The 25,461-nt window shown below is 43.4% G+C and carries 18 protein-coding genes; 9 read left to right on the top strand and 9 right to left on the bottom strand.

What is annotated here, in order from left to right; genetic code table 11:
• Nucleotides 1-49 precede the first annotated feature (49 nt).
• Nucleotides 50-889: an alpha/beta hydrolase gene (locus tag B4F91_RS04285; protein ID WP_288635389.1), complete on the top strand. Its 840-nt coding sequence runs from the start codon at nt 50-52 to the stop codon at nt 887-889.
• A gap of 29 nt (nt 890-918) precedes the next feature.
• Here the strand turns inward: B4F91_RS04285 and B4F91_RS04280 are convergent, their stop codons facing one another.
• From B4F91_RS04280 to B4F91_RS04255, 6 genes are all read right to left on the bottom strand, one after another.
• On the bottom strand, nt 919-1,821 hold the full coding sequence (locus B4F91_RS04280; protein WP_273587868.1) for a homocysteine S-methyltransferase family protein: 903 nt from the start codon (nt 1,819-1,821) through the stop codon (nt 919-921).
• Between the two features lie 166 nt (nt 1,822-1,987).
• Nucleotides 1,988-2,233, bottom strand: a complete 246-nt coding sequence (locus B4F91_RS04275) for a DUF3297 family protein (RefSeq protein WP_024034014.1) — start codon at nt 2,231-2,233, stop codon at nt 1,988-1,990.
• Nucleotides 2,234-2,316: 83 nt separating this feature from the next.
• Complete coding sequence (locus B4F91_RS04270) at nt 2,317-3,321, bottom strand: YeiH family protein (protein ID WP_004586032.1); 1,005 nt, start codon at nt 3,319-3,321, stop codon at nt 2,317-2,319.
• Complete coding sequence (locus tag B4F91_RS04265) at nt 3,321-4,316, bottom strand: TauD/TfdA family dioxygenase (protein ID WP_273609912.1); 996 nt, start codon at nt 4,314-4,316, stop codon at nt 3,321-3,323. Before B4F91_RS04265 ends, B4F91_RS04270 begins: the two co-directional genes overlap by 1 nt.
• Nucleotides 4,317-4,325: 9 nt before the next feature.
• A complete protein-coding gene (locus B4F91_RS04260; RefSeq protein ID WP_029773103.1) occupies nt 4,326-5,288 on the bottom strand; it encodes an aldo/keto reductase in 963 nt (320 codons plus the stop codon).
• A 227-nt stretch (nt 5,289-5,515) separates the two neighbouring features.
• Nucleotides 5,516-6,265, bottom strand: a complete 750-nt coding sequence (locus tag B4F91_RS04255) for a GntR family transcriptional regulator (RefSeq protein WP_004586029.1) — start codon at nt 6,263-6,265, stop codon at nt 5,516-5,518.
• Nucleotides 6,266-6,435: 170 nt separating this feature from the next.
• Here B4F91_RS04255 and B4F91_RS04250 point away from each other — a divergent pair, with 170 nt between their 5' ends.
• The 8 genes from B4F91_RS04250 to B4F91_RS04215 all read left to right on the top strand — a co-directional run bounded on the left by B4F91_RS04250 (nt 6,436) and on the right by B4F91_RS04215 (nt 20,416).
• Complete coding sequence (locus B4F91_RS04250; protein WP_004586028.1) at nt 6,436-7,203, top strand: sulfite exporter TauE/SafE family protein; 768 nt, start codon at nt 6,436-6,438, stop codon at nt 7,201-7,203.
• Nucleotides 7,204-7,310: 107 nt separating this feature from the next.
• Nucleotides 7,311-9,371, top strand: coding sequence for an alpha-xylosidase (locus tag B4F91_RS04245; RefSeq protein ID WP_286937250.1), 2,061 nt, complete (start codon nt 7,311-7,313; stop codon nt 9,369-9,371).
• Between the two features lie 101 nt (nt 9,372-9,472).
• Nucleotides 9,473-11,212: a solute:sodium symporter family transporter gene (locus tag B4F91_RS04240; RefSeq protein WP_286937251.1), complete on the top strand. Its 1,740-nt coding sequence runs from the start codon at nt 9,473-9,475 to the stop codon at nt 11,210-11,212.
• A gap of 212 nt (nt 11,213-11,424) precedes the next feature.
• On the top strand, nt 11,425-13,851 hold the full coding sequence (locus B4F91_RS04235) for a TonB-dependent receptor (RefSeq protein ID WP_054983875.1): 2,427 nt from the start codon (nt 11,425-11,427) through the stop codon (nt 13,849-13,851).
• Nucleotides 13,852-14,061: 210 nt separating this feature from the next.
• Nucleotides 14,062-15,645 carry an alkaline phosphatase gene (locus B4F91_RS04230; protein ID WP_286937255.1) on the top strand — a complete coding sequence of 528 codons (1,584 nt, stop codon included), beginning with the start codon at nt 14,062-14,064 and terminating at the stop codon, nt 15,643-15,645.
• An 11-nt stretch (nt 15,646-15,656) separates the two neighbouring features.
• The gene (locus tag B4F91_RS04225; protein WP_288635388.1) at nt 15,657-17,444 is read left to right on the top strand and encodes an alkaline phosphatase; all 1,788 of its coding nucleotides are present in this window, start codon (nt 15,657-15,659) and stop codon (nt 17,442-17,444) included.
• A gap of 161 nt (nt 17,445-17,605) precedes the next feature.
• Entirely contained in the window at nt 17,606-18,319 is a 714-nt protein-coding gene (locus tag B4F91_RS04220; RefSeq protein ID WP_273587872.1) for a hypothetical protein, read from the top strand.
• A gap of 303 nt (nt 18,320-18,622) precedes the next feature.
• Nucleotides 18,623-20,416, top strand: a complete 1,794-nt coding sequence (locus tag B4F91_RS04215; RefSeq protein WP_273587873.1) for an ATP-binding protein — start codon at nt 18,623-18,625, stop codon at nt 20,414-20,416.
• A gap of 267 nt (nt 20,417-20,683) precedes the next feature.
• Here the strand turns inward: B4F91_RS04215 and B4F91_RS04210 are convergent, their stop codons facing one another.
• The 3 genes from B4F91_RS04210 to B4F91_RS04200 form a co-directional block, all read right to left on the bottom strand.
• Nucleotides 20,684-22,573, bottom strand: a complete 1,890-nt coding sequence (locus B4F91_RS04210; protein WP_273587874.1) for a monovalent cation:proton antiporter-2 (CPA2) family protein — start codon at nt 22,571-22,573, stop codon at nt 20,684-20,686.
• A 95-nt stretch (nt 22,574-22,668) separates the two neighbouring features.
• Nucleotides 22,669-23,562 (bottom strand): DUF4097 family beta strand repeat-containing protein, encoded by an 894-nt coding sequence (locus B4F91_RS04205; RefSeq protein WP_286937821.1) that lies wholly within the window; start codon nt 23,560-23,562, stop codon nt 22,669-22,671.
• 206 nt (nt 23,563-23,768) lie between these two features.
• The coding region (locus B4F91_RS04200; RefSeq protein ID WP_288635387.1) for a TonB-dependent receptor plug domain-containing protein at nt 23,769-25,461 on the bottom strand (1,693 nt) is incomplete at its 5' end.

Below are 25,461 nucleotides of genomic sequence, written 5' to 3'. Positions count from 1 at the left end.
TACTGCTGCAAATTCAACCATCAAGGATCAACACGCCCTAATGAATATAATGAATACCGTTTTAAAATCCCTGCTGTTATTTTGCGCTTTAATGTGTTTTAAATTAAGCGCAAATACTCCGTACCAAATCCCTAGAAGTAGTGTTATTGAGCTCACTGAGCCTATGACCAATCGGGTATATCCTGTTTTTATTCAGCTCCCTAAGTCATATAAAAAGCACCCTGAAAAAATATATCCAGTTATTTATTTAACCGATGCACCGTATACGTTTCCTATAGTGGCAGGTGCTACACGGTTTCCTATGAATACCGGAAAAATGCAGCAGGCTATTATAGTGGCCATTAGCTACGAAAAAGGCTCTAAAGGGTCTAATAGCCGAGTTAGAGACTACACACCAAACAAGGCTAAAAGCTGGAAAAAACAAACAGGTAACGCGCAAAACCATGCGCTGTTTTTAAAAAATACTGTACTGCCGTTTATACAAAGTAACTACCGAGCAAGTAGTACACAAAAAACTTATATAGGTAATTCTTTAGGCGGTTTATTTGGCGTGACTATTTTATTTACGATGCCCGATTTATTTAACAATTATATAATTGGCAGTCCATCGGTTTGGTTTGATGGCAATGCAATTCTAGCGCTACAAGCACATAAGCCTAAAGTGCCTACAAAGGTTTATATATCGGTGGGAGCAAAGGAAACGCCACGCTTTGGTGAAGGGCAAAATATGGTGGCAGGGGCAAAGCAATTAACGCAAAAAATTAATGCACTTAGCAGTGACAATATTGAATTAAAAAGCGTTGTTGTTGAAGGGGCGAGCCATGCAACCGCTTTTCCTACTACAGCGATACAAGGGCTTGATTGGGTGCTGGGAGGCAACAGCAATTAAGCCCTAATATTTATAAAAGCACTAAAAGCTTAAGCGCTTTCAAGTTCCTGTTTCCAGTTTACTAATACTTCAATAAACTCAGGGCCTATGCCACAGCAGCCGCCAATAATGCTTGCGCCTTGGCTGTACCACGTTTTTGCAAAATCTAGGTATTCTGCAGGTGAAATATCACGATACGCCTGCGAGCCTTCGTTGGCTTTGTAATCGCTTGCGATGGGTGTAAAGCCATTAGCAAACGCGCCTAAAACAACACTTTTATTTTGTTTAGCTAATACTGCGTTGGTATCGCTAAAGGCTTGCTCTATAACCTCAGGTATTGAGCAGTTAAAGAAAATACCAGTAACATTTTGTTCAAGCAAAGCCGCTACAGCGTCACTTACCAGCTCACCAGAGCGAAGTGTCGCTTGCTCGCTTACCACATCATTTAAGGTAAATGCGTAATAACATGGCTTGTTTGAGCCTTTAAGTACATTTGCCATAACGTGCGCTTCTTCAATGCTCGATATGGTTTCGCCAATCCATACATCTACGTGCTCGTCTTGCGCTTTATATAACGTATCTAAAATAGTAAAAGCGCGTTCGCTCTCAAATAGCTCTGGGCGGTAAGAGCCAAAGGCGGGTGGTAATGAGCCTGCTACTAATACATTTTGTTTAGCGTTTTGAGCTACGTCTTTTGCAATAACGGCCGCTTGCTGTGCAAGGGCTGCGCCTTGAGCTTGGTATAGCGCTTCACCTAAATGAAAGGGCACACAGGCATAACTATTAACGGTAATTATTTCAGCGCCTGCATCTATAAAACCTTGGTGAGCCTGCGTTACAAAATGCGGGGCTTCTATTAGTGCTTGTGCACTCCACAGTGGCTGTGTAAATGGCGCGCCAATGCGTTTAAGCTCGCGTCCCATGCCGCCATCTAAAATAGTTACTTTATTCATAAAGGATTTCTATACAACTAAACAATATGGCGCTATTCAACCATAATTTTTTTAGATTCATAATGAAACTTCGTCACCTTTAACATGAAAAAAGCTCAATGCTTTTTTACAGTCATAAAAAAAGCGACATCTCGCAAGAGAGCCGCTTATTTAAGTAGGCTAAACCTTACTTATAAAATACGTCTACCGTGCCTTTTACTTTCATAAGTAAAGGCTGGCCGCGGCGGTCTAGTGCTTTAGGCGCGGCAATTTTAATCCAACCTTCGCTAATGCAGTACTCTTCTACGTCAAAGCGTTCTTTGCCATTTAAGCTTACGCCAATTTCGTGTTCAAACACTTCTTCTACGTAATGCTTGCTACGTGGGTTAATCGAAAGCTGATCAGGTAATGCTGGTTTTGTTGAATCGGTCATGGTTTTAATCTTTATTAAAAAGTGATGCGCTATTGTAGGCAATCCACTCAATACGCTCAAGGTTTAATGCTTAGCTACTCAACTTAGCTACACAATACAAAGCCAAGTATTAACAGTGCTATCCAAATGGTTTCGGCAACAATCATAATTATTGGTTTTAAGCCTACCTCGGTGAGTTTGCCTAGGTTTGTTTTCATACCAATGGCGGCTATGGCGGCAATTAAAAAGAACCGAGAAAGCTCATTTGTGGTTTCAAGCACAATAGCGGGTAGGTTAAAGGTGCTGTTTATAATCATTAAAATTACAAAGCCAATTAAAAACCCCGGTACTTTTGGCAACTCGCCATGGTTACCTTTATTTGAGCGATTAATAACCACCATCATAATAAGTACTACAGGCAATAGCATAGCCACGCGTACTAGTTTGGTAAGTGTTGCTATATCGCCAGTTTCGGGCGATACCGAATAACCGGCACCCACTACTTGGGCTACATCGTGTATGGTGCCACCTAAAAATACCCCGGCGTTATGTGCATCAAATTCAAGGTAGTTAACCACAATAGGGTATAAAATCATCGCAATGGTCGACATGGCCGTTACGCCAATTACGGTAAGTAAGGTATCGCGCTCTTTATGCTCGCTGCTTGGCATAATAGATGAAATAGCCAGTGCTGCCGATGCACCACAAATAGCGACTGAGCCACCGGTGAGTGCGCCAAAGCGTTTTTGCAAACCAAATACCCGGGCAAGTACAACCCCTAAAATGATGGTGGTAAATATAGCGCCAGCTAACATTAGCGCAGTTTGCCAGCCCAGTGTAACTAAATCGCCCAGTGCTATACGAGTGCCAAGTAAAACAATGCCTACGCGTAAAACCGTAGTACCGGTAAAGTCTATGCCTTTAGCGCACGGGCTGTCGCTTTGATATAAAAACGACACCGCCATCCCTAATAATAAAGCAAACAACATAGCGGGCGCGCCATAGTGTTCACTTAAAAATAAGGCAGCAAGGCCAGTCATTGCAGCAATGCTGGCCCCTTGCCATAACGGGGAAACTTTTACCTTTAGTGCACCGGTTAAGCTTTGCATTAGGCGTTAGCTGCTGTCAGTGCAACAAGCACTTGGCGTTTACGCTCGCCAGTAAATGGGCGGCGGCCATGCATAGCCATTTCGTTATCCACTAAGGCTACATCGCCATCTTGCCATGCTAAATCAAAGGTAAATTCTTTTGATAGCTCAACAATTTTTTCAAGCCCTTGTTTAGGAATGGCGCTACCATCGCCAAAGGTAATAGCAACCGATGGGTTTTCGCGAACGCCTTTCCAGCCCATGTAAGCGGCAATAAGTTGGTTATAAAAAACCTGTACGCCGTTTTCAAGTGTAACTACCGCAGGTAAAACGGGAGTAATTGCTTTTAAAGAGCCATCTTCTAGCCATTCCCACTCGTAACCTAGCTCGGTAAGTTTGCTGTGTGCTTCTTCTTTGGTTTCAACACTTAGGGTGCTTTTCCAACTGCGGCCTTGACCCGATGTCGCATCGTCGGCTGCGGGCATGTAAGTGGTGTACTTTAAGCCTTTTTGTTCAAAGTCATCGGCTAATTGGCTATCAAACTGCTTTAATGCGCTAAATAATTTATCTGAGCGACAAAGCGGTGTCGCGCCGCCTTCCTCAGCTGCCGATTTACAAAAAAAGAACAGCTTACTTGGCGAAATAGGCGTTTGTGCCATTTCGTGATGAAGGTAAATTTCAACATCTTTTGGTGCTTCGTTAGCGGTAAATACACGCTCGGTAAAATTAATACGTACCGCGTTAGATAGCGACTCTTGGTACGTAAAGTTGTCGTAATCAAACCCTGCTGAAAACGTATCAAAGGTTTCGGCGCTATCAACAGGAAAGCCTCTAAACAATACAGCGCCTGAGCTGCGTAGTTTTTTAGCCAACTCGCTTTTGTTAGCGCGAATAAAAGCTACCGCTTCTTCAACGGTGCTGGCGTTATTGTTATTAACTACAATGCACGGAAAAACCGAGTCATCAAACGTTAATTGAGTAGGCACTTGGGCATAGTTAAGTTCGGTAGCTGGCATTTTATTATCCTAATCGTAAATAGGGTGAAAACGGTTAAAGGCAGCTTCACAAAAGTGCCCAGGGTCGTTAAAACGGCGGTTGCTATTAAGCGCAGAAATTTGCGCCATTTCTTGCTCGGTTAGTTCAAAGTCGAACAGCGCGAGATTTTCTTTCATGCGTTCAAATTTAGAGGTTTTTGGAATAATGGCGGTGCCGCGTTGCACACCCCAGCGCAGTACAACTTGTGCTGGTGTTTTGCCATGATTTTGCGCTGCAGCTTTTACTACGCTTTGCTCAAGCACCGACTCAGTTTGATCGGCCATTTCAAGCTCAAGGTACGAAAGCGCACCCAGTGGTGAAAACGCTGTAACCGGAATATCGTACTGTTTGGCAAGCCTTACTAAGCGCTCTTGCGTTAAATAAGGGTGCGACTCAATTTGCAGCATGGCGGGTTTAATTGTGGCGTAGGTCATTAAATCGTGAATAAGCGCGCTTGAGTAGTTACACACCCCAATGCGTTTTGCTTTGTTGTTATGTACTTGCTCTTCCATTGCTTGCCACGTTAAGTGTAGCGGCACTTTTGCCAGCTCCATTTGTGGGTTTTGTGCATCTGGGTCTACAAACCACTCTGGTGGGTAGCGCGTTTCGATTGGTACAAACGTTTGCGCAATCGGAAAGTGAATTAAGTATAAGTCGAGGTAGTCGAGCTTTAAATCGCTCAAGGTTTTATCAATGGCAAGCTCTACATGCTCTGGCGCATGAAAGGTATTCCATAGTTTTGATGTTACCCATAACTCTTCGCGGGTACATAGGCCGTCTTTTATTGCTTGAGCAATGCCATCGCCTACTTGTTCTTCGTTACCGTAGTCTGATGCGCAATCAAGATGACGGTAACCTGCTTTAATAGCTTGGTACACCGTTTGCGCGCAATCTTCTTGTGCTACTTTCCATAAACCGAACCCGACTGGCGGGATGTTATTTAATGAACTCATTGGGAATTCCTGTTAAAATTGCATAATGACTTTGGTCTTGTATAAGACATAAGTTATTATACGAATCTAACAGTGTCAACACTGTGTTAACCACAAGGGAATAAATGAAAGGTGTTAAAAAACCTACAGGCAGCAAAAAGGCAGCAAAAAGGCAGCGTTTGCTGCCTTTAAAAAATATTTAATAAGTATGCGCTAATATAACTTACTCGCGGCTAAAGCGCGGTTAATTAATCAAGTTCTATTTGGTAGTGGTAATGATCGCTACGGCATTTACTTAACCGGTATTCAATGCGTTTACCTTCGATTGATTCGGTAATGCGCGATACCAACAATAAAGGGTCACCGGCTTTAATAGCGAGCATTTTAGCGTCGGTTTCATCTGCTAAAACGGCTTTAATGCTGTCTTGGGTTTTATGCACGGTTTGGTTAAATTTGGTTTGGTAGTAATGATACAATGTGTGCGGAATATCACTACTTTGATGTATATCAGGAAAGAAACTTTGTGGTAGATATATAGTTTCGCTCATACAAAATTCGTTATCGAGAATGCGTCTGCGTACAAGCTTAGTGACTTTGTCTTTTTTATTAAGTTGCAGCGCATCAATAACATCTTGTGGTGCAGGGCAAAGCTCAACCGACAATAGCTCGGCTTTAGGTAGGTCGGCGCCTTTACCGTCGGCCTGTAGCGGAAAAAACCTAAACAGGGCATCTTGCGCGGTATGCTCAGATACAAACGTACCAACACCTTGGCGGCGAGTAACTATTTTATCGTCGGTTAATAAATTAAGCGCTTTACGCACAGTGCCTTGGCTTACGTTAAACTCTTCAGCAAGGCGAAACTCGCTCGGTAATACTTCGCCAGGTACCCAGCGTCTTTCAACAATGAGCTGTTTAATATAATCAGCCACTTGTAAGTAAAGTGGTTGAAAAGCCAAGCTTGGGCCACTTAATTTGTGATCAAACATAGAGTTACTCATTGTTATTTACCATTAAATTTAATCCACCTGTATTTATATCATAGGTGAAACTTTTTGCGCAGTTTTGCGCAAGCTCAATTAATTGTGAACTATTGCCGTGTAGTTTGTTTTTACATTATGCCTAAAAACAAATCGTTACACTACAATAGCGCACACGTAGGATATTTAAAGTGCTCAGTATTTCGTTAGAACTCATCTTGCTTATGGCGTTGTGCCTAAGCCTTGCCACCATAATGCAAACGCTTAGCGGGTTTGGCTTTGGGTTGCTGGTGGTTGCAAGCTTTACGTTGCTAGATGTTTTACCGCTCACTGCCACCACCTTTTTAGTGAGTTTATTGGGTTTAGTTAACTCAACCACTGTGGTGGTTAAAAATCGCAGTACAGTAAAAGTGCCTGAGCTTAAACTTATGTTGTATACCGGAATTCCGCTAATGCTGTTAGGTTTTATATTGCTTGAATATATGTCGGCGCATTTAACGCAGTTTTTAAACTTTATTTTAGGTATTAGTATTTTGCTTTGTTGTGGCTTAATGCTAATTGGCCGTGATAGAGCAAATAAGCAAAGCGGGCGTGGCTCGTTTTTAATTGCCGGCGGCGTAAGTGGCTTGCTGGGCGGGCTGTTTTCAACGTCGGGGCCGCCGCTGGTGTTTCAGTGCTATAAACAAGCTTGGTCTATTGAGGCCATTCGTAGCACCTTACTTGCGGTATTTACCATTGGTGGCTTAGTCCGTGTTGGTATTGCCTTATTTGGCACCTTACCCGAGCTCGACATTATGTTTTTAATTGCAGCGGCCATACCGCTGGTATTATTAGTAACGCAATTTGCTCGTAAATTAACGCCTTACGTTGATGCAAAATGGATTCGTATAATAGCAATTGCATTGCTTGGCCTAAGCGGCGTTTCGCTGGTGGCAACATCGGCACCAGGCATATTTTAAAAGTAACGATGTAAATAATTCATCTTAGGGTTATTTACATTGACATGGGGATTACAATTATTTAACTTGTGTCTTATACAAGACTAATAATTGGTTAAGGAACTCCCATGAATGCATTTGAATTACGTGAGCCAGACTGGAACGCAATAGAGCCAGCACGCTTAACTGCAGAGCCTAAATTACAAGGCCATGTGCTAGTTTTACCAACTCAATTTGGCGAGGTTAGCGTTACCATGTGCCAGTTTGGTTTACGTTTAAATGCAGGCTCCACGCATGACGAGACGTTTAAAATATTAACCACCACCCCTTCAAACTTACCGCTATCACTTAATAAATTAGACCAAGGCTTTGCAGCCACCGCCGGTGAGTACCGCTTAGAATTTTACAGCGACCCTTTTTACTTTAAGCTTTATAAAAACGATAAATTAGTACAGCAATCAGCAACCGATGGCCACTTTGTGCGCCAGCACCGTTTACCGCCACTGGCCAAAACCGATAACGGCTGGATTTTAAGCCTAGAGCTTAATTACGACGAAGCCGTTTACGGCCTTGGCGAAAAATGGGGCAAGCTTGATAAACGCGGCCAGCTTATTCGCTCATACAACCACGATGCGCTAGGCGTCAACGCCGAAAAGTCTTATAAAAATACGCCATACGCGTGGAGCCCAGAGGGCTGGAATTTATTTGTACACACGCCGGCGCCCGTTACACATGGCGTAGGCTACGCACTTTGGTCGCAACGTGCTTATGTGTGTTTAGTAGAAGACGACGCATTAGATGTATTTTTATACCAAGAGCAAACGCCTGCACAAAGTATTAATCGCTACTGCGAGCTAACTGGTTTTGCACCGGTGCCACCGCAGTGGAGCTTGGGTGTTATTTTATCAAAAGCGTACTACAAAGATGCCGACGAGCTATTAAGTGTCGCCCGCGAAGTACGCGCTAAAAACATGCCGTGCGATGTAATTACCCTTGATGGCCGCGCATGGCAAGACACCGACACCCGCTTTGCCTTTGAATGGGACCCAACACGTTACGCCGACCCAAAACCTGTGCTTGATGAATTAAAAGCCATGGATTTTAAAATTTGTGTGTGGGAATACCCAATGATCTCGGTAAACAACCCATTATTTGCTAAAGCGGCCGAAAACGGCTGGCTAATAAAAGACAAACGCACAGGTAAAGCGTATCAATACGAGTGGGATTTAAGCCCCTTTGGCGAAGTACTAACACCATTACCAGAGTCGGGTATTTTAGATTTTACTCATCCCGATGCTTACGAATACTGGTTGGAGTCGCACAAGCCATTATTTGAGCTTGGCGTAGATATGATAAAAGCAGACTTTGGCGAACAGCTAGAAGACGAAAACATGGTATCGCACAGTGGCGACAGTGGTATTAGACTGCATAATGTTTATAGCATGCTGTACAACCGCTGCGTTTATGAAGCCGCCGAAAAATACTGTAAAACAGGACCATTTTTGTTTAGCCGATCTGCATGGACTGGTAGCCAACGCTTCCCAGCACAATGGGGCGGCGACCCACAGGCCGATTGGCAAGGTTTAGCGGCGAGTATTCGCGGCAGCTTAGCATGGGGCATGTCGGGCGGGCCATTTTTTGCAACCGACATTGGTGGTTTTTACAAAGATACCCGCGATGCAGAGCTTTATGTTCGCTGGGCGCAAGCGTCGGTATTTAGTGCACATATGCGCTTACATGGTATTGGCCCACGCGAACCGTGGTCATACACCGAGCAAGCAAGTGACGCTGTATTTGCAGCGCTTAAATTACGCTATCAGTTAATTCCGTACTTACAAGAATGTGCAGAGCAAGCGCAGCAAACAGGGCTGCCTATTCAGCGTGCTATGGCATTGGCGTTTCCTGATGACGTACTGGCACATAGTTTTGATCAGCAATTTATGTGCGGCGAAAAACTCCTTGTTGTGCCATGTGTTGTACCAAACGGTAAAGTTAAATTTTATTTACCACAAGGCGAGTGGGTGCGATTCCCTGATGGGCAGGCGTACCAAGGCGGCAAGTATTACGAAGAAACACTTGAGCTTACACAAATGGCCGTATTTGTTCGTAAAGGCGATACGCTCATGTTAGGTCCAGAGGTTCAACACACAGAGCAAGACATGAGCCAGCTAACAGCATGGCCAAAATAAAACTCGGTTAATAGCAAACACACACAACACACGTAACACACACAATAATAAAGATATTAGCTTACTTTTTACCGGGTAAAGTAAGCTAAAAGGGGCGCAAGATGGAAGGTATGAACATTACCATGACACTGCTATCGTGCTTGGCGTTTATGGCGCTGGTAGGATATATCTCGTACCAAAAAACCAAAGGGGAAGTTAACACCCAAGACGGCTATTTTTTAGCGGGGCGTGGTTTAACAGGTACATTTATAGCGGGGTCGATGATCCTCACTAACTTATCGGCCGAGCAACTTATTGGCCTTAATGGCTCAGCGTATGGTTACAACCTAAGCTCAATGGCGTGGGAAGTAACAGCTGGGATATCAACCATTATAATGGCGCTGATCTTTTTACCACGGTATTTAGCCGGCGCGTTTTCTACCTTGCCTGAATTTTTACGGGATCGTTTTGACGATACCGTACGCCGCATGACGGTGATCTTATTTATGGTAGGGTATTGTTTTATAACGATCCCTTCTGTTTTGTACTCAGGATCAATTGCCGTTCTTAGGCTGTTTGATGTGCCCACCTTATTAAACTTAAGCTATCAAGCAAGCTTAATTGTCACCATTATTATTGTGGGCTCTGTGGGCGCTATTTACGCGGTATTCGGCGGTTTAAAGGCGGTTGCAGTATCAGATACCATTAACGGTGTTGGGTTATTAATTATTGGTATTTTAGTGCCTACCCTTGGCCTAATTGCCCTTGGCGATGGCAACTTTGCCGATGGCCTAAGCACACTGGTAAACACCGATACCGAAAAGCTTAACGCCATTGGTAGCAGTGACGATCCCGTGCCATTTGGCACCATTTTTACCGGTATGATCCTCGCTAATTTATTTTATTGGGGCACCAATCAGTACGTGATCCAGCGTACACTAGGCGCTAAAAACTTAGTAGAAGGCCAAAAGGGCGTGTTGTTTTCAGGGTACTTTAAAGTGCTAGTACCCTTTATGATGATGATCCCAGGCGTAATTGCGTATCACCTTTATAAGCACGAAAGCTTACAAACCATAGATTTAGCTTACCCACATTTAGTTAAAGATGTACTGCCTCAGTACTTATCTGGGTTCTTTTTAGCGGTGTTATTAGGTGCGGTATTTAGCTCGTTTAATTCGTTGTTAAATAGTGCCGCCACGTTGTTTTGTTTAGATGTATACAAACCCATGAAAAAAGACAAAGTAAGCGACGAAAAGCTCATTAAAGTGGCCAAAATTACCAGTATTGTAATTGCTGTTTTATCGTTTATTACCGCGCCATTACTGATGTTTGCGCCAGAAGGTTTATGGCACATCATTCGTGTATTTACCGGATTTTACAACATTCCGGTCATCACAATTGTGCTCGTGGGGTTATTTACTCGCAAAGTGCCTGCACTGGGCGCTAAAGTGGCTATTGTTTTTCATGTTATTGCCTACACTTTGCTTAAATTTGTGTGGGATGTAGATATTAACTTTATCCATATTTACGCCATATTATTCTTTATTGAGCTGGCCATTATGTTAGGTATTGGCTACTACAAACCTCTTGCCACACCATGGAACTTTACCCGCAAAGCCGAGGTAAACCTAAGCCCGTGGAAATACGCACTGCCTTGCGCGATTGTATTAGTGAGCTTAATTATAAGCTTGTACATACTGTTTTCTCCGCTTGGATTGGTGGGTGGCACCAGCGTGTACTTTGTACCAAGCTTAATTGCTGTTTGGACTAGCGCCTTTGTGCTTAGCTGGTGGAGCGTACGCCGATGGCATACACGCTATACAAGCAGCTTGGCGCATATTGGCGTTGCTAAGGCGACATAATGCGCCGTTATATTCTTTATACAAATTTTAAATCACATTTTATTCACATAATGTTTGCAATAGAACATAAGTTTGTTTAAGTTTATATCTCTTATATAAGACATAAGAGATATAAGGAAAATAACTACAACACTCTGGCACCGCTTTTTAGCAACCCACACACTTGCTAGCGCGGTAATTTAACAGCACACACGCACAATTTGGAGAATGACATGAGAGCTAAAAAGTCCGTCTTAAGCTTGGCAGTCACGTTAGCAATGACAACGGGTTTAGCACTAAGCACGCAAGCACATGCGCAGCAGGAGCAAACTGAACAACAAGCAGAGCAAAACAATAACGACCAGTTTGAAAAAATTGTTGTTACCTCACAAAAACGAACGCAAAGCCTAAACGAAGTACCACTTGCGGTGTCTGTGCTTAATAGCGACCAGATTGATTCGGCGTTTGCTAATAATATGGAAGGCCTACAGTCACTTGTGCCTTCGGTGAGCTTTAGAAAAGGCACCACAACCCGTAACTCAGCGCTAACGGTGCGCGGTATTGGTACTATTTCGTTTAGTATTGCCGCTGAGCCAAGTGTGGCCACTGTAGTTGATGGCGTGGTGCTAGGTCGCTCTGGTCAAGCCTTTGCCGATTTATACGATGTATCTCGCATTGAAGTACTACGCGGCCCACAAGGTACACTATTTGGTAAAAATGCCTCGGCAGGTGTGGTAAACATTACAACCAAAGATCCTTCGTACGACACCACCGGCAGCGTAGAAACCTCGTTTTATCAAGACAACGAATACCGCTTTAAAGGCGTGGTAAGCGGCGGCTTAACCGACGACTTAGCAGCAAGCTTAACCGTGTTTAAAGGTAAGTTTGATGGCTACATTGATAACGTTTACAACAACGAAAAAGTAAACGGTTACGACCGTGAAGGCGCACGTGCTGTATTTAAATACGAGCCAAGCGATGATTTAAACGTAAAATTTATTGCCGAATTTTATAACGCCGACGACGACTGTTGTGCCGATTTAGAAGCCCTGCCAAGTGGCCGTAACCCAGATTCAGACGCAGCCCCTAACAGCAACGGTATTGTTGATGGTGTGGCCGATATTGACCTAGACCAGCGCAAAGTTGATCACGACTATGAGTCGCGCACTATTGACGAACACAGCGCGTTTTCGGTACAGGTTGATAAAACTATTGGCGACTACACATACACCTCTATTACTGCGCAGCGCTCGTGGGATAACACCGAATACCGCGAAGGCGACTTTACCTCAATTGCTGGCGACAGTAACGAACCTGTATTTGGTGCGCCATTTCAATTACACGATTTAGGTGCTCAGCAGTGGGATCAGTTTTCGCAAGAATTTAGAGTTACTTCAAACCTAGCGGGTCCGTTTAACTATGTGGCTGGCTTATTTTACTGGAACATGGACTCGCAACGTAACTTTACCCGTGACGCGAGTTGTCAAAATAACGGTGGCCAACTAGACGCTGCAATGGCGTATTACGCACAAAATAACTTAACCGGTGCAGAGCTTGATGCCGCATTGGCCGACTTAGACGGCTACACGCAAAGCTTAGGTGTAAGCTGTAATGCTAACGATATTGTATCGGCAACCGCGTACATGAGCACCGAGTTTAACAACTGGGCAGCCTTTGCCGATGGTACTTACGATTTATCTGAAGACTTACGTGTACTGTTTGGTATTCGTTATACCGACGATGAAGTGTCGTACACACACCGCCGCGTAAGCAATGACGAATTTGGTCGCACCGGTGTAGGTGTACGCTCAGCAGCACTAAATACTGACGAATCAGGCAGTGCAGAAGAAACCAACGTGTCGGGTCGTTTAGGTATGCAATACGACCTAGGTGATGGCCAAATGGTTTACGGTACTTACTCGCAAGGCTATAAAGGCCCTGGTTTTAACGTGTACTACAACTTTAATCCAGATAACGATAGCCGCGAAATATCGCCAGAAGAGTCAGACGCGTACGAGTTAGGCTACAAATACGCAAGCCGCGACTTTGTATTTAACTTTGCCGTGTTTAGAACCGAAATTGAAGGCTTTCAAGCCAATAACTTTGACTGTTCAGACGGCACCTGTATTACCCGTTTAACCAATGCTGGTGATGTAAGTACACAAGGTGCTGAGGTTGACTTTATGTGGGCGGCTACCGACTCACTTACTTTAACCGGTGGTATTGCGTACATTCAGGCCGAAATTGACGAGTTTAATTGTCCGGCAGAAGTAGAAGCAGGCTCATGTACTGACCGCTCTGGCTTAGATGTCCCGTTTTCGCCAGATTTAAAATACTCACTAAGTGCTGATTACTTTATTGAAACCGAGCACGACTTTAATATTCATATAAACGGCTCTTACATTTACACCGACGAGCAATACTCAGACCTACCAAACAATGTAGGCGAGTTTAACCCAGCAGCGTTACTGCCAGATTACGGTATTTTAAACGCAAGTGTGGGTTTATCGTTTAAAGATGATGCATTTAGAGTATCGCTTATTGCTAAAAACTTAACCGATGAAAGCTACGTAACCACCTACAGTGGCGACAACTTCCGTTACCAAATTCCGCGTGATGCAGAGCGCTACTTTGGTGTATCGTTTAAGGCGCGTTTTTAATTATATAAATACATCCCTGTGAAAATTGTGCTAAGCGCAGCGTTTAACCGCTGCGCTTTTTTGTGTCTTAATTTTGTCATGGTTTAGTCATTGTTTTTTAATTAAAAGTACTCTTAGAGGTCACATCTTTTTTCTATAGTGCAGCGGTTACTTATTTGAGGTTTACGCTTCAAGCAAAAAATAACCACTACACAATGGGAATAATAAAGGATGAAAATTAAAAAAGTTGCTGCGGCAGTTGGCTTAACGTTTATGTTAAGTGCTGCAAGTCATGCCGATGTATTACCACAAAGCCAAACAGACAATGACTGGTATACAAATGCCCAAACCACACTCGCCACAAAAACTGCGCTTGCACAAAGCCAGCAAACAACAAAAGCTAAAAACGTTATTTTGTTTGTAGGCGACGGCATGGGTGTATCTACCCTTACCGCAGCACGTATCTTAAAAGGACAAAGAGCGGGCGATTTAGGTGAAGAAGGTTATTTAAGCTTTGAAGAGTTCCCGTACTCAGCACAAGTAAAAACATACAACGTAGATGCACAAACACCAGATTCTGCAGGCACAATGACTGCGATGATCTCAGGGGTTAAAACCGATGTAGGCGTTATTGGTGTAGACGAAGATATAGAGCGCGGTGTGTGTTCAACTGTATCGGGTAATGAGCTTTTAACAGCAACAGAACTTGCTGAAATTAAAGGCCTAGCAACCGGTGTTATTTCAACAGCGCGTATTACCCATGCAACGCCAGCGGCAACCTATGCAAAATCGGCAGACCGTAACTGGGAAGATATCTCAGACATGCCAGAAACCGAAACTGCATGTGAAGACATTGCCTCGCAATTAGTTAATTTTGAGAAAAACCTAGAAGCACGTTTTGTAGGTACCGACGTAGACGGCCTTGATTTTGTAATGGGTGGCGGACGTCGTCACTTTCTACCAAAAAATGAAGCAGCTAATTCAGCAGATGCACTTAGCGCTGTAGAGGGCGATCGTACTGATGAGCGTAACCTAGTTACTGAGTGGCAAACACAATACCCACAAGGTACTTATGTTATGGACCAAGCAGGCTTTGATGCCATTGCTGATGATGCCACTAAAGTGTTTGGCTTATTTAACGAATCGCACATGCAATACGAAGCAGACCGCGCAAACGATATTGCCGGCGAGCCATCGCTTAGCGAAATGACCAGCAAAGCAATTGATGTATTAGGTAAAAACGAAAACGGCTTTTTCTTAACTGTTGAGTCGGGCCGTATTGACCACGCACACCACGCGGGTAATGCCTACAACGCACTTAACGACACCATTGAATTTGCTAAAGCCGTGCAAGCTGCGGTAGATAATACCAACCCAGAAGAAACCCTTATTTTAGTAACCGCCGATCACAGCCACGTATTTACTATTGCTGGCTACCCTAAACGCGGTAACCCAATTTTAGGCCAAGTAGTTGCCGTAGGTGAAACCACACCAAGCCTTGCTGCCGACGATATGCCATACACCACAGTAGGCTATGCAAATGGTTTAGGGTTTAGAAACTTAGTTGATGAAACAGATGCCGATGCAGCATATACAACTGGCCCAGTTGCTGGACGTGTAGAGCTTAGTGGCGTTGATACTACCAATGTTGGCTTTCACCAAGAAACCACTGTCCCTCTTGGCTCAGAAACTCATGCCGGTGAAGATATTTCGCTGCATGCAAAAGGCCCAGGCGCACAGCTAGCTCAAGGCGTAATTGAGCAAAACGTAGTATTTCATTTAATTAATCAAGCTCTTGAACTAACTCAGCAATAATGGCGGCTAACATGAACAAATTAACAGTACTTTCTTTAGCAGTAATGGTCGCGCTAGCAGGTTGTAGTGACGACGACAAAGACGAAAATAATATTCTCGCGGTAGATAACACCATTGCAGTAGGCTCTGAGCAATGTGTTAATGGCGGCGTAGAAACCCAAACTGGGGTAGATACAAACGGCAACGGCGTGCTAGATAGCGACGAAGTTACCTCTTCAAACTTAGTGTGTAATGCACCTGCTACGTCACTTACCAGCGAGCAACTTGCCACCCTAACGACTAACGCATGGTATGGCGATGCACAAACAAAGCTTGCGGCAACACAGCAAGCTAATAGCGAAGTGGTTACTGAATCTGGCAAAGCGAAAAACGTTATATTATTTGTTGGCGACGGCATGGGTATTTCTACCGTAACAGCTGCACGTATTTTAGCAGGCCAGCTTGAAGGCGGTTTAGGTGAAGACTACCAGTTAAGCTTTGAAAAAATGCCGTACTCAGGTTTTGTTAAAACTTACAACGTAGATGCACAAACGCCGGATTCTGCAGGCACAATGACGGCAATGGTATCAGGTGTTAAAACCGATGTGGGCGTAATTGGTGTAGATGAAGACATTGAACGCGGCGACTGTGCCACGGTAACAGGCAACGAACTAGTTACCTCGTTAGAGCTTGCTGAAATAGCGGGTAAAGCAACCGGTCTTATTTCAACCGCACGTATTACCCATGCAACACCTGCAGCAACGTATGCTAAATCGGCTGACCGTAACTGGGAAGATAACTCAGATATGCCAGAGGGCACAGAAGCCTGTGAAGATATTGCATCGCAACTTGTTAACTTTGAAGCCAACTTAGAGTCGCGTTATGCGGGTATTGATGTAGATGGCATTGATGTTGTAATGGGCGGCGGACGTCGTCACTTTTTACCAAAAGATGAAGCAGCAAACTCAGCCGATGCAGTAAGCGCAGTAGAAGGCGACCGTACTGATGGCCGCAACCTAGTAACCGAGTGGCAAACAACTTACCCAAGCGGCACTTACGTTATGGACCAAACTGGTTTTGATGCAATTAGCGACGATGCCACTAAAGTATTTGGTTTATTTAACGAGTCTCACATGCAATACGAAGCCGACCGCGCAAATGATGTAGCGGGCGAGCCTTCGCTTAGCGAAATGACCGAAAAAGCAATCAACGTGCTAGATAACAACGACAATGGCTTTTTCTTATCGGTAGAAGCAGGTCGTATTGACCACGCGCACCATGCGGGTAATGCCTACAATGCCCTAAACGACACAGTAGAATTTGCAAAAGCTGTGCAAGTGGCAATGGAAAACACTAACCCAGAAGAAACGCTAATAGTAGTAACTGCCGATCACAGCCACGTATTTACTATTGCAGGCTACCCTAAACGTGGTAACCCAATATTAGGTAAAGTTGTTGCCGTAGGCGAAACCGAGCCAAGCCTAGCTGCCGACGATATGCCATATACCACAGTTGGCTACACCAACGGTGGCGGCTTTAGAGATTTAGGCGATGAAACCGATGCCGATGCAGGTTATGCATTTGCACCTGTTACAGGGCGTGTAGATTTAACCGATGTTGATACAACTGCAGCGGGCTTTCACCAAGAGGCACTTGTACCACTTGGCTCAGAAACTCACGCAGGTGAAGATGTTGGCGTATACGCAATGGGCCCAGGCGCTCACTTAGTTACAGGCACTAACGAGCAAAGCTTTTTATTCCATGTAATGGACTTTGCGGCAGACTTAGTAACTACCGCTGATGAAAAAGTAACACCATAAGTAATTTAATACGTACGCTCAGCACATAAAGTACGTATAAAAATGGGGTATTTAAAAACAACTCGTACGCTGTGCGAGTTGTTTTTTTATGTCATAAAAATGCCACTGTAAATGGGTATGGTAATGCCTATTACAGTGACGTTTAAATAAGAGATAATTTAATGAAACTAGCATTATTTTTAATGGCAACAGTTGCCAGTACCAGCACCCTAGCGCAGCAATGTAATATTGATAGCGCGCATTTAAAAGCCGACTATAAAATTACCAATACTCATAAAAACGAGCAAAGCACGCAGTCACTTACGCTTTGGCGAAACAACTCACAAGTTGCGCATCAGCGTGAGGTAATTACTGAGCTTTGGCAGCACTTAGCTAACAAACAAATTCGCCCAATTCGTTATTTTAATGCTCAGCAACGTGGTATTGAGTATCAGCCATCTGAGGTACGCGGTGTACAAAGTTGGAGCGCTAAAAATCAGTTGGTGGATACGCATTTAATCGAAAAAATGACCCTAGTTAACACCCAAGGCAACGGCTGCGATGAGGTAAAAAACTACACACTTTCTGAGGGCGACAATCAATTTAAACTCGCTTTATTTACCAAATCAAACTTGGTTAAAAGCTTTAGCGTAACCAATAAAAAAAGCGATACCCATACTTTACTAAGCCTTAACGAGGTAAACAGTAATAAAGCAGAAATAGCCGCACAGTTTGCCAAGTGGGATCGCTTTCAAACCACCGACTACGCCGACATAGGCGATAACGAAAACGACCCGTTTTTAGCAAAAATGATCAACCTAGGCTTTATAGAACACGGCGCAACGGGGTTTTATAACCAGCAAGGTAAAGCGATTCAAGGTGGGCACCATCACTAGATTTTAGCGTTTTTAAATGTAGTAGCTCATAGCTGGAAGGATGATAGTTATGAGCTACAAGTAGGCATTCAAAAGTAGATTAATTTAAGTCATTCCCGCCGAAGCAATACTGTAAACACTTTCCCATTTTTATAAAACACATACCATCAGCCGCATAATATTTATAGTTGGTAATAATTTATACAATTTGTTATTAATAGTAGTTCACACAATAGGGACGTTTTGTGAAGGTAGAAGTGCCCTCTCATAATGCTGTTACGAGCCCTCCATACATTTTGTTTAAACTAACATTTGAGAAAGATCATGAAACTTGAGAAATTAATAATTGAAAATTTCCGTGGTTATCAAGGAAGAGTAGAGATTACACTCAATGACCTAACAGCATTAATTGGTAAAAATGATGTTGGTAAGACAACAGTTTTGGATGCACTAGGTGTTTTCTTTGGTCATAGGCTTTGCAAATATGATCTTACTGACAAATGCGTTTATTCTAATGAAAATGATGATGTCAAAATTGGGTGTGTTTTTTCTGGAGCCCCAGAGAGATTAATCATAGATATTGCTTCTGAGACAACATTAAGCAGAGAATTTCTTTTGAATGAAGATGGTTTTTTAGAGCTATATAAAATTTTCAAAAAAGGTAAAGGAGCGGGTGCGATAAATGTTTATTGCAATCACCCCTCTGTAAGGGATGCTAAAGGCATTCTCTTGAAGAAAAATGATGAATTAAAAGCTATTGCTGAACGTCTATCTATAGTTGTTGAAGACAGAAGGTCAAACGTTGTTCTAAGACAGGCAATATACCGCGAGAAGGGTGATCTAAAACTTTCACCACAATATATTCCACTCACGAAAGAAGACGGAAAAACTATCTGGGAGCAAATTCAAGCATACCTTCCTCACTTCGCATTATTTAGAGCTGACCGCCCGAGTACGGATGAAGAATCTGAAGTTCAGGATCCTATGAAAGCCGCAGTCATTAATGCACTAAACGAAATAGGAAGTGACCTTGATGAGATCAAAAATAAAGTAAGAGTAAAAGCTCTTGCTGTTGCTACTAATACCATAAGTCATTTGAATGATATTGACCCTAATTTGGCTCAACAGCTACAACCTGAATTTAAAGCAGAACCAAAGTGGGATAGTATTTTTAAGCTCTCGCTAGTTGGTGACGATGGTATACACATAAATAAACGGGGAAGCGGAGTTCGTAGGCTTGTTCTTATTAGCTTCTTTAAAGCAGAAGCTGAACGGATAAAGAATGAAAATTCTGGTCGAGGTGTAATTTATGCAATTGAGGAACCTGAGACTTCGCAGCACCCTAATAATCAAAGATTGCTATTAGATGCATTTAATGAACTTTCAAGTATTGAAAATTGTCAGGTTGTTCTCACCACCCATGTTCCAGCACTAGCTGGCCAGCTAGCCTTAGAAAGCATTAGGCATATTTCGAGGAATGATAATGGCGAACTGGTTATTGCACAGCATTGCGACAGTGTATATGACGTTATTGCGAAGGATTTAGGGGTTTTACCCGATAGTAGAGCACAAGTTTTTTTATGTGTTGAAGGGCCTAACGATGTTAACTTCTTCAAAGGAATGTCCAGAATATTAATTCGAGATGGTTTAGATGTTCCTGACCTAGATAATGACCCCAGAGTTGTATTACTACCTCTAGGTGGTTCAACGTTGAAAGATTGGGTTAACTCTCATTATTTAAAAAATATCGGAAAACCAGAAGTTCACATATACGATCGCGATACAGATAACCCCCCAACATACCAGCAAGCTCATGATAGAGTTAATGATAGAAATGATGACTCGGTTGCGTTTTTAACAACTAAGCGTGAAGCAGAAAACTACCTTCATGTTGATGCAATTAAAGAAGCCTTTCAGATTAATGCGAAATTAGAGATTGACGATCAAACTGATATTCCCAATCTCCTTGTAAAGCATACACCTTATAAAGAAAGTAATATAAAGAAAAAACTCAACACTAGGGCTGTAGCTAATATGAGCTATAACTATCTTCAAGATGTTGATGAAAATGGTGAAGTTATTAAATGGTTCAATGCCATAAGCTCAAGAATTAATTAATATGATGGCTTCTAATTATGCTTTCAAAAACAGAATGTCGAATACTATTTAGTGAAAATATTCCTGACTATGGCTTTGACTATAAAGATGATGTTTATGAGTTTCTAGAAAATCATTATCTTAATAATATTGATCAACTGGATCTATGCATCAGAACAATCGAATCCAGTTATATTATGGGGTGCTTAGATGAACTTAAATCAGTTAGAGAAATGTTAGTTAATCTATCAGATTAGAGTACAAGTAAACTTATTATGCCTGATGACACTACTCCAAATGAGAATCATCAGGCTTTTTAGGTCTATCAGCTAGCTCTGTTAGGCCGTCTTCACAGTCGCCGCTGTCGCAGGTATTTAAATCACTTTGTGCCTGCTTGTCTTGTTGCAGTACTTGTTTTAAATCTTCCATGCGTTGGCGCACGGCTACACCGTAGCTGGCGTCGTCGCCCCACAGTTCGGCAAGTTGCAGTACGGCAGCGCGGTCGTGGTCTCTAAATAGTTTTCCGGCGCGCTGGGCATCTTCTTTATTGTTACCTAATAACTCTAATGCATCTACCGCTAGGTTAATGGCTGAGTCGACCGTTTCGCGGTTAAACGCATCTACTTTTAAATTAAGTAATTGATACGCGTGGCGGCGGTCGATAGCGCGGGCTACAATTTTCAGCTGCGGGTAGTTTTTATGTGCAAGCTTAATAATTTCGAGGGTTTTGTCTGCATCGTCTATTGCCACAATTAGCATTTGTGCGGTGTGCGCGCCTGCGGCTTCTAGCAGCTCTTGGCGGGCAGCATCACCATAAAATACGGTATTGCCAAAGCGGCGTAGGAGTTCTATTTGGCTTGGGCTGTGATCAAGTACAGTAATTTCGTAGCCTTGGGCGTGTAATAAGCGACCCATAATTTGCCCAAAGCGACCGTAGCCTGCAATTATAACGTGTTTAGCGCTGCTAATTTGCTCGGGCTTGTCAAACTCGGGCGCGCTGTTACTGGTGCGTTTTTGTAGCTGCTCGTAAGCCATTAATAACAGTGGCGCAACCAACATTGAAACAGCCACTACTAACGTCACGAGGCTTGTTTGCTCTGGCGTTAATATGCTTAATGTAGTGGTTACACTTAAAAGTACAAAGGCAAATTCGCCGCCTTGTGCCAGCGCTAATGCAAACAGTAAACGCTGCTTTTTACTAATATTAAAGGTGATGGCAAGGGCAAATAAAATGCAGGCTTTTACTACAATAAGCAGCGCAACGAGTGCAATAACGGTTGTAAACTCATCAGTCAATAATTCAAAGTTGATTGATGCGCCAACAGTAATAAAAAACAGCCCTAACAGTAGGCCTTTAAAGGGTTCTATATCGGCTTCTAGCTCGTGTCTAAACTCGCTTTCGGCAAGGACTACACCGGCTAAAAATGTACCGAGTGCCGGTGATAGGCCAATACTTTGCATTACAAGGGCAATAGCCACCACTAAAAATAGCGCAAAAATAGTAAATATTTCACGCATGTGGGTTTGCGCTATGTATCTAAATAACGGGGCCGACACATATTTACCACCGGCAATAATAGCGGCGATAACCGCTACCGATACGCCAACTTGCTGCCATACCGGCCAGCTTGCAATAATGGAGTCGCTAATGTCTTTTGAGCTACTTTGCGGCGCAAAAGCCAATAGTGGTAGGAGCGCTAAAATAGGAATAATGGCGATGTCTTGAAATAATAAAACCGAGAATGCGTTTTGCCCGGCTTCTTGCTTTAGCCAGCCTTTTTCTTCAAGGCTTTGCAGTACAATAGCGGTTGATGACAGCGCCAGCATTAAGCCAATAGCCAAAGCGGTTTGCCAATGCATGGTAAAAACCCAATAACAAAACGCAAAAATAGCCGCGGCGGTAAGTACGACCTGTAAGCCGCCAAGCCCTAATATTGAATGGCGAAGCTTCCATAAACGGGCTGGTTGTAGCTCAAGGCCAACCAAAAACAGCATCATCACTACGCCAAACTCGGCAAAGTGCATTACATCTGTTTGATCCCCCACAATACCCAGGGCGTAAGGGCCAATTAGTATGCCCGCAATTAAATAACCAAGTACCGAGCCAAGTCCCACTCGCTTGGCAATAGGTACAGCCACTATGGCCGCCGCTAAGTAAATTAAAGCTATTTCTAACACGCGTATATCCTAATAGTATCAAGGCTTTTAGCATGGCTTAGTGGCTTTAAAAATACAATGGGTCATGTGGCTGAAAATGGATCATTTAGTCATAATTAATCGGCTACTTTTACAGGGCCGTTAATGTTATCAATGCTTACATCGCCTGAGCCTGATTCGGTAATGGTAAGCCCCTTAGCGTGGTTTACACGAATATTGCCCGAGCCATCTTCAATGGTTACGCTTGCTTGGACGTGCTCAATGACTAAATCGCCAGAGTTATCGTCTACATCTACTGCGCCATTAATGTTATTAATAGCCATGCTGCCTGAGCCGTCTTCAACAGTTAAGGTGCCGCGCACATTACTAATACGCATATCACCCGAGCCATCATCAACTACGGCGTTGCCGCTAACATTATTAATATTTACACTACCAGAGCCATCGGTAAGCGCTAAGTTACCGGTGATGTTTTCAAGGGTTATATCGCCTGAGCCATCTTCAATAGTAAGGTTTTTAGCGCTATTGATAGATAAGCTACCTGAGCCGTCTTCTATATCTATATTATTTTGCATGGCGCTTATTGCAATGTCGCCAGAGCCATCATCAATATCGAGCATTAAATTACTTGGCACGGTAACCACTAAATCAATGTGTGGCGATTGGCCGCTGTAAAAACGCATACCGCTGGCAGTATTGTTGTTTGCAACTAAGGTAGCTTGTTTGCCATTTTGCTCAAGGGTGAGTGTGTATTCGTCTTCAATGTCGGCGGTAAAAATTGTGGCATCTACACTTATGCTGGTGGCATTGCGCGAGCCTTTAATTTCAAGAGAGCCTGCACCGCTTAATACGTTTAAGTATTCTAGATTACTGCTTGGCAGTGATAACTGCTGAGTTTGTTTTACTGAGGCAACGCTTGGCGATATATGAAACACACAGCCGCTTAATAATAAAATGCCGCCAATAAGTGAAAGTGGTTTTGTAATGTTAGATACAGTTGATGAGCTCATGTTTAGTCCTTTGTGTTTGTTATTTATGCATGTTTTGTATAAGCATAGTAGAGCAAAAACGAGACCAATTGTAAGCCTTTGATTTTATTGGGGTGGGGTGTGTTTATGAAAAGTGGATTTACTAATAAGTGGTTAAATACACTAAGAAGTAATTAAAAAAGGATGCACATGGCATCCTTTTTAAGTGTTTGCTTTTAGGTTATTTATTAAAAGCTGTAAGTAATATTACCGTATAGGAAACGCCCGTCTAATCCGTACGGTGCATATGGCGTGTACGGGAATATTTGGCCAAAGTCAGAGTAACCAATGTTATCTACCGTTGCTTGCGGGTACTGATCGAACAAGTTATTTGCACCTACTGCAAACTTCCAGTATTCGTCTGGGCGGTAGGCAACTTCTAGGTCGGTGATCCATTTAGGGTCTATGTACTCATCGCGATCGGCGGTAGTTGAAATATCAGCCACTTCACCGTAGCGCGTTGCACGAAGGGTGGTTTGCCATTCGTTAAAGTTCCACACTGCAGATAGGTTCCATTTGCTATCTGGTGTGCCTTCTTCAAAGCGGCCTACTTCGCGGCGTGCAAATACAACGTAGTCATCGCCGAGTGAATTTAGCTCGCTTGGGTTGTCGTCTACGTGCGTTACTTCGGTATCGTTAAAGTTAGCCGCTACGTTTAAGCGTAAGTCACCTAAATCGCTTAAATCTAAGTTGTAGGTAGCAACAATATCAACACCTTGCGTGCGCGAGTCGATAGCGTTAGTAAAGTAACGTACGCTTTCAGTGTTTAGCTCGCCGGCATTTTGCAGTATTTCTACTACAGCATCGCCCTCTAGGTTTTCAGACAATACAATACGGTCATCAATATCAATGCGGTAGGCATCTACAGTTAGGCTAAAGCTGCCTTGCGTGTACATAAATCCTGCTGTTACGTTTACAGACTCTTCGGCATCTAGTTGTTCAGCACCAAGTGCCTGCGCTGCCGCTGAATCGGTAGGGAATAAACCTACTTCAAACGGTTGGTTGTTCTCAAGTACGGTAGAGATTTGGCGGTACGAGCTTTGCGCAAGTGATGGTGCACGGAAACCTGTGCTAATTGCACCACGCAATGATAGGTTTTCGTTAATGCTGTAACGCGACGCAAGCTTTGATGTAAACGTATCGCCAAAGTCGGTGTAATCTTCGTAGCGACCCGCTAAAACAAGGTTCCAGTCTTCTGTTAGGTAAGTATCAAACTCAACAAATACGGCTACGTTATGGCGGCTTTCATCGGTTACGCTTTCTGGGCCAAAACCAGCTAATACTTGTGCGCCACCGGCAGCAATTGGATTGCCATCGCTATCTAAAGCGGTAATGTAAGAGGCTTCTTCGCCTTGCTCAATTTTGTAGCTTTCGTGGCGGTACTCTGCACCTACAGTAAAAAATACGTCATCTGGCAAGCCAAAATCTAGCACTGTATTTGCCGTAGCGTTTACTAAAAACTGATCGTAAACCAATGCACCGTTGTCAAATTCGGTTGGGCTGTCGGTACCTAGTGATGTATTTATACTATTTACAACGCCGAAACCAAAGTCGTTACGGCCGTAGTTGGTACTTACATCCCATGTCCATTCGCCAGTTTCGCCTTGCAGGCCTAGGGCAAATGAGTAATCTTGTACGTCGGTTTCAATTTGCGGTAAAAAGCCGTCTGGGTACACTTCTAACACGTTGCGGCTGTCTTTTGCACGGCGGTAAAAACCACCTGAGTTACCTTCGCGTTTTGAGTAGCTACCAAACGAGTACAGGTTATAGCCGTTATCAAAGTCGTAACCCATGTTGTAAAACAGTGCGTAGTCTTCAAGCTCTGCTTTACCAAAGCGGTGGTTGTAACGGTCGATAGTAAATTCGCGTGGGTCTAGGCTG

It is taken from the genome of Pseudoalteromonas sp. UBA6610 (genome assembly GCF_002433295.1).
GTDB lineage: Bacteria > Pseudomonadota > Gammaproteobacteria > Enterobacterales > Alteromonadaceae > Pseudoalteromonas > Pseudoalteromonas atlantica.
Note: the sequence above shows the minus strand (reverse complement) of the source record. Positions and strands in the feature narration are given on the sequence as shown.

Excerpts from the sequence above, each read along its gene's own strand:
- B4F91_RS04285 (WP_288635389.1), top strand. The coding sequence starts at position 50 with ATGAATACCGTTTTAAAATCCCTGCTGTTATTTTGCGCTTTAATGTGT.
- B4F91_RS04280 (WP_273587868.1), bottom strand. The coding sequence starts at position 1,821 with ATGAATAAAGTAACTATTTTAGATGGCGGCATGGGACGCGAGCTTAAA.
- B4F91_RS04275 (WP_024034014.1), bottom strand. The coding sequence starts at position 2,233 with ATGACCGATTCAACAAAACCAGCATTACCTGATCAGCTTTCGATTAAC.
- B4F91_RS04270 (WP_004586032.1), bottom strand. The coding sequence starts at position 3,321 with ATGCAAAGCTTAACCGGTGCACTAAAGGTAAAAGTTTCCCCGTTATGG.
- B4F91_RS04265 (WP_273609912.1), bottom strand. The coding sequence starts at position 4,316 with ATGCCAGCTACCGAACTTAACTATGCCCAAGTGCCTACTCAATTAACG.
- B4F91_RS04260 (WP_029773103.1), bottom strand. The coding sequence starts at position 5,288 with ATGAGTTCATTAAATAACATCCCGCCAGTCGGGTTCGGTTTATGGAAA.
- B4F91_RS04255 (WP_004586029.1), bottom strand. The coding sequence starts at position 6,265 with ATGAGTAACTCTATGTTTGATCACAAATTAAGTGGCCCAAGCTTGGCT.
- B4F91_RS04245 (WP_286937250.1), top strand. The coding sequence starts at position 7,311 with ATGAATGCATTTGAATTACGTGAGCCAGACTGGAACGCAATAGAGCCA.
- B4F91_RS04240 (WP_286937251.1), top strand. The coding sequence starts at position 9,473 with ATGGAAGGTATGAACATTACCATGACACTGCTATCGTGCTTGGCGTTT.
- B4F91_RS04235 (WP_054983875.1), top strand. The coding sequence starts at position 11,425 with ATGAGAGCTAAAAAGTCCGTCTTAAGCTTGGCAGTCACGTTAGCAATG.
- B4F91_RS04230 (WP_286937255.1), top strand. The coding sequence starts at position 14,062 with ATGAAAATTAAAAAAGTTGCTGCGGCAGTTGGCTTAACGTTTATGTTA.
- B4F91_RS04225 (WP_288635388.1), top strand. The coding sequence starts at position 15,657 with ATGAACAAATTAACAGTACTTTCTTTAGCAGTAATGGTCGCGCTAGCA.
- B4F91_RS04220 (WP_273587872.1), top strand. The coding sequence starts at position 17,606 with ATGAAACTAGCATTATTTTTAATGGCAACAGTTGCCAGTACCAGCACC.
- B4F91_RS04215 (WP_273587873.1), top strand. The coding sequence starts at position 18,623 with ATGAAACTTGAGAAATTAATAATTGAAAATTTCCGTGGTTATCAAGGA.
- B4F91_RS04205 (WP_286937821.1), bottom strand. The coding sequence starts at position 23,562 with ATGAGCTCATCAACTGTATCTAACATTACAAAACCACTTTCACTTATT.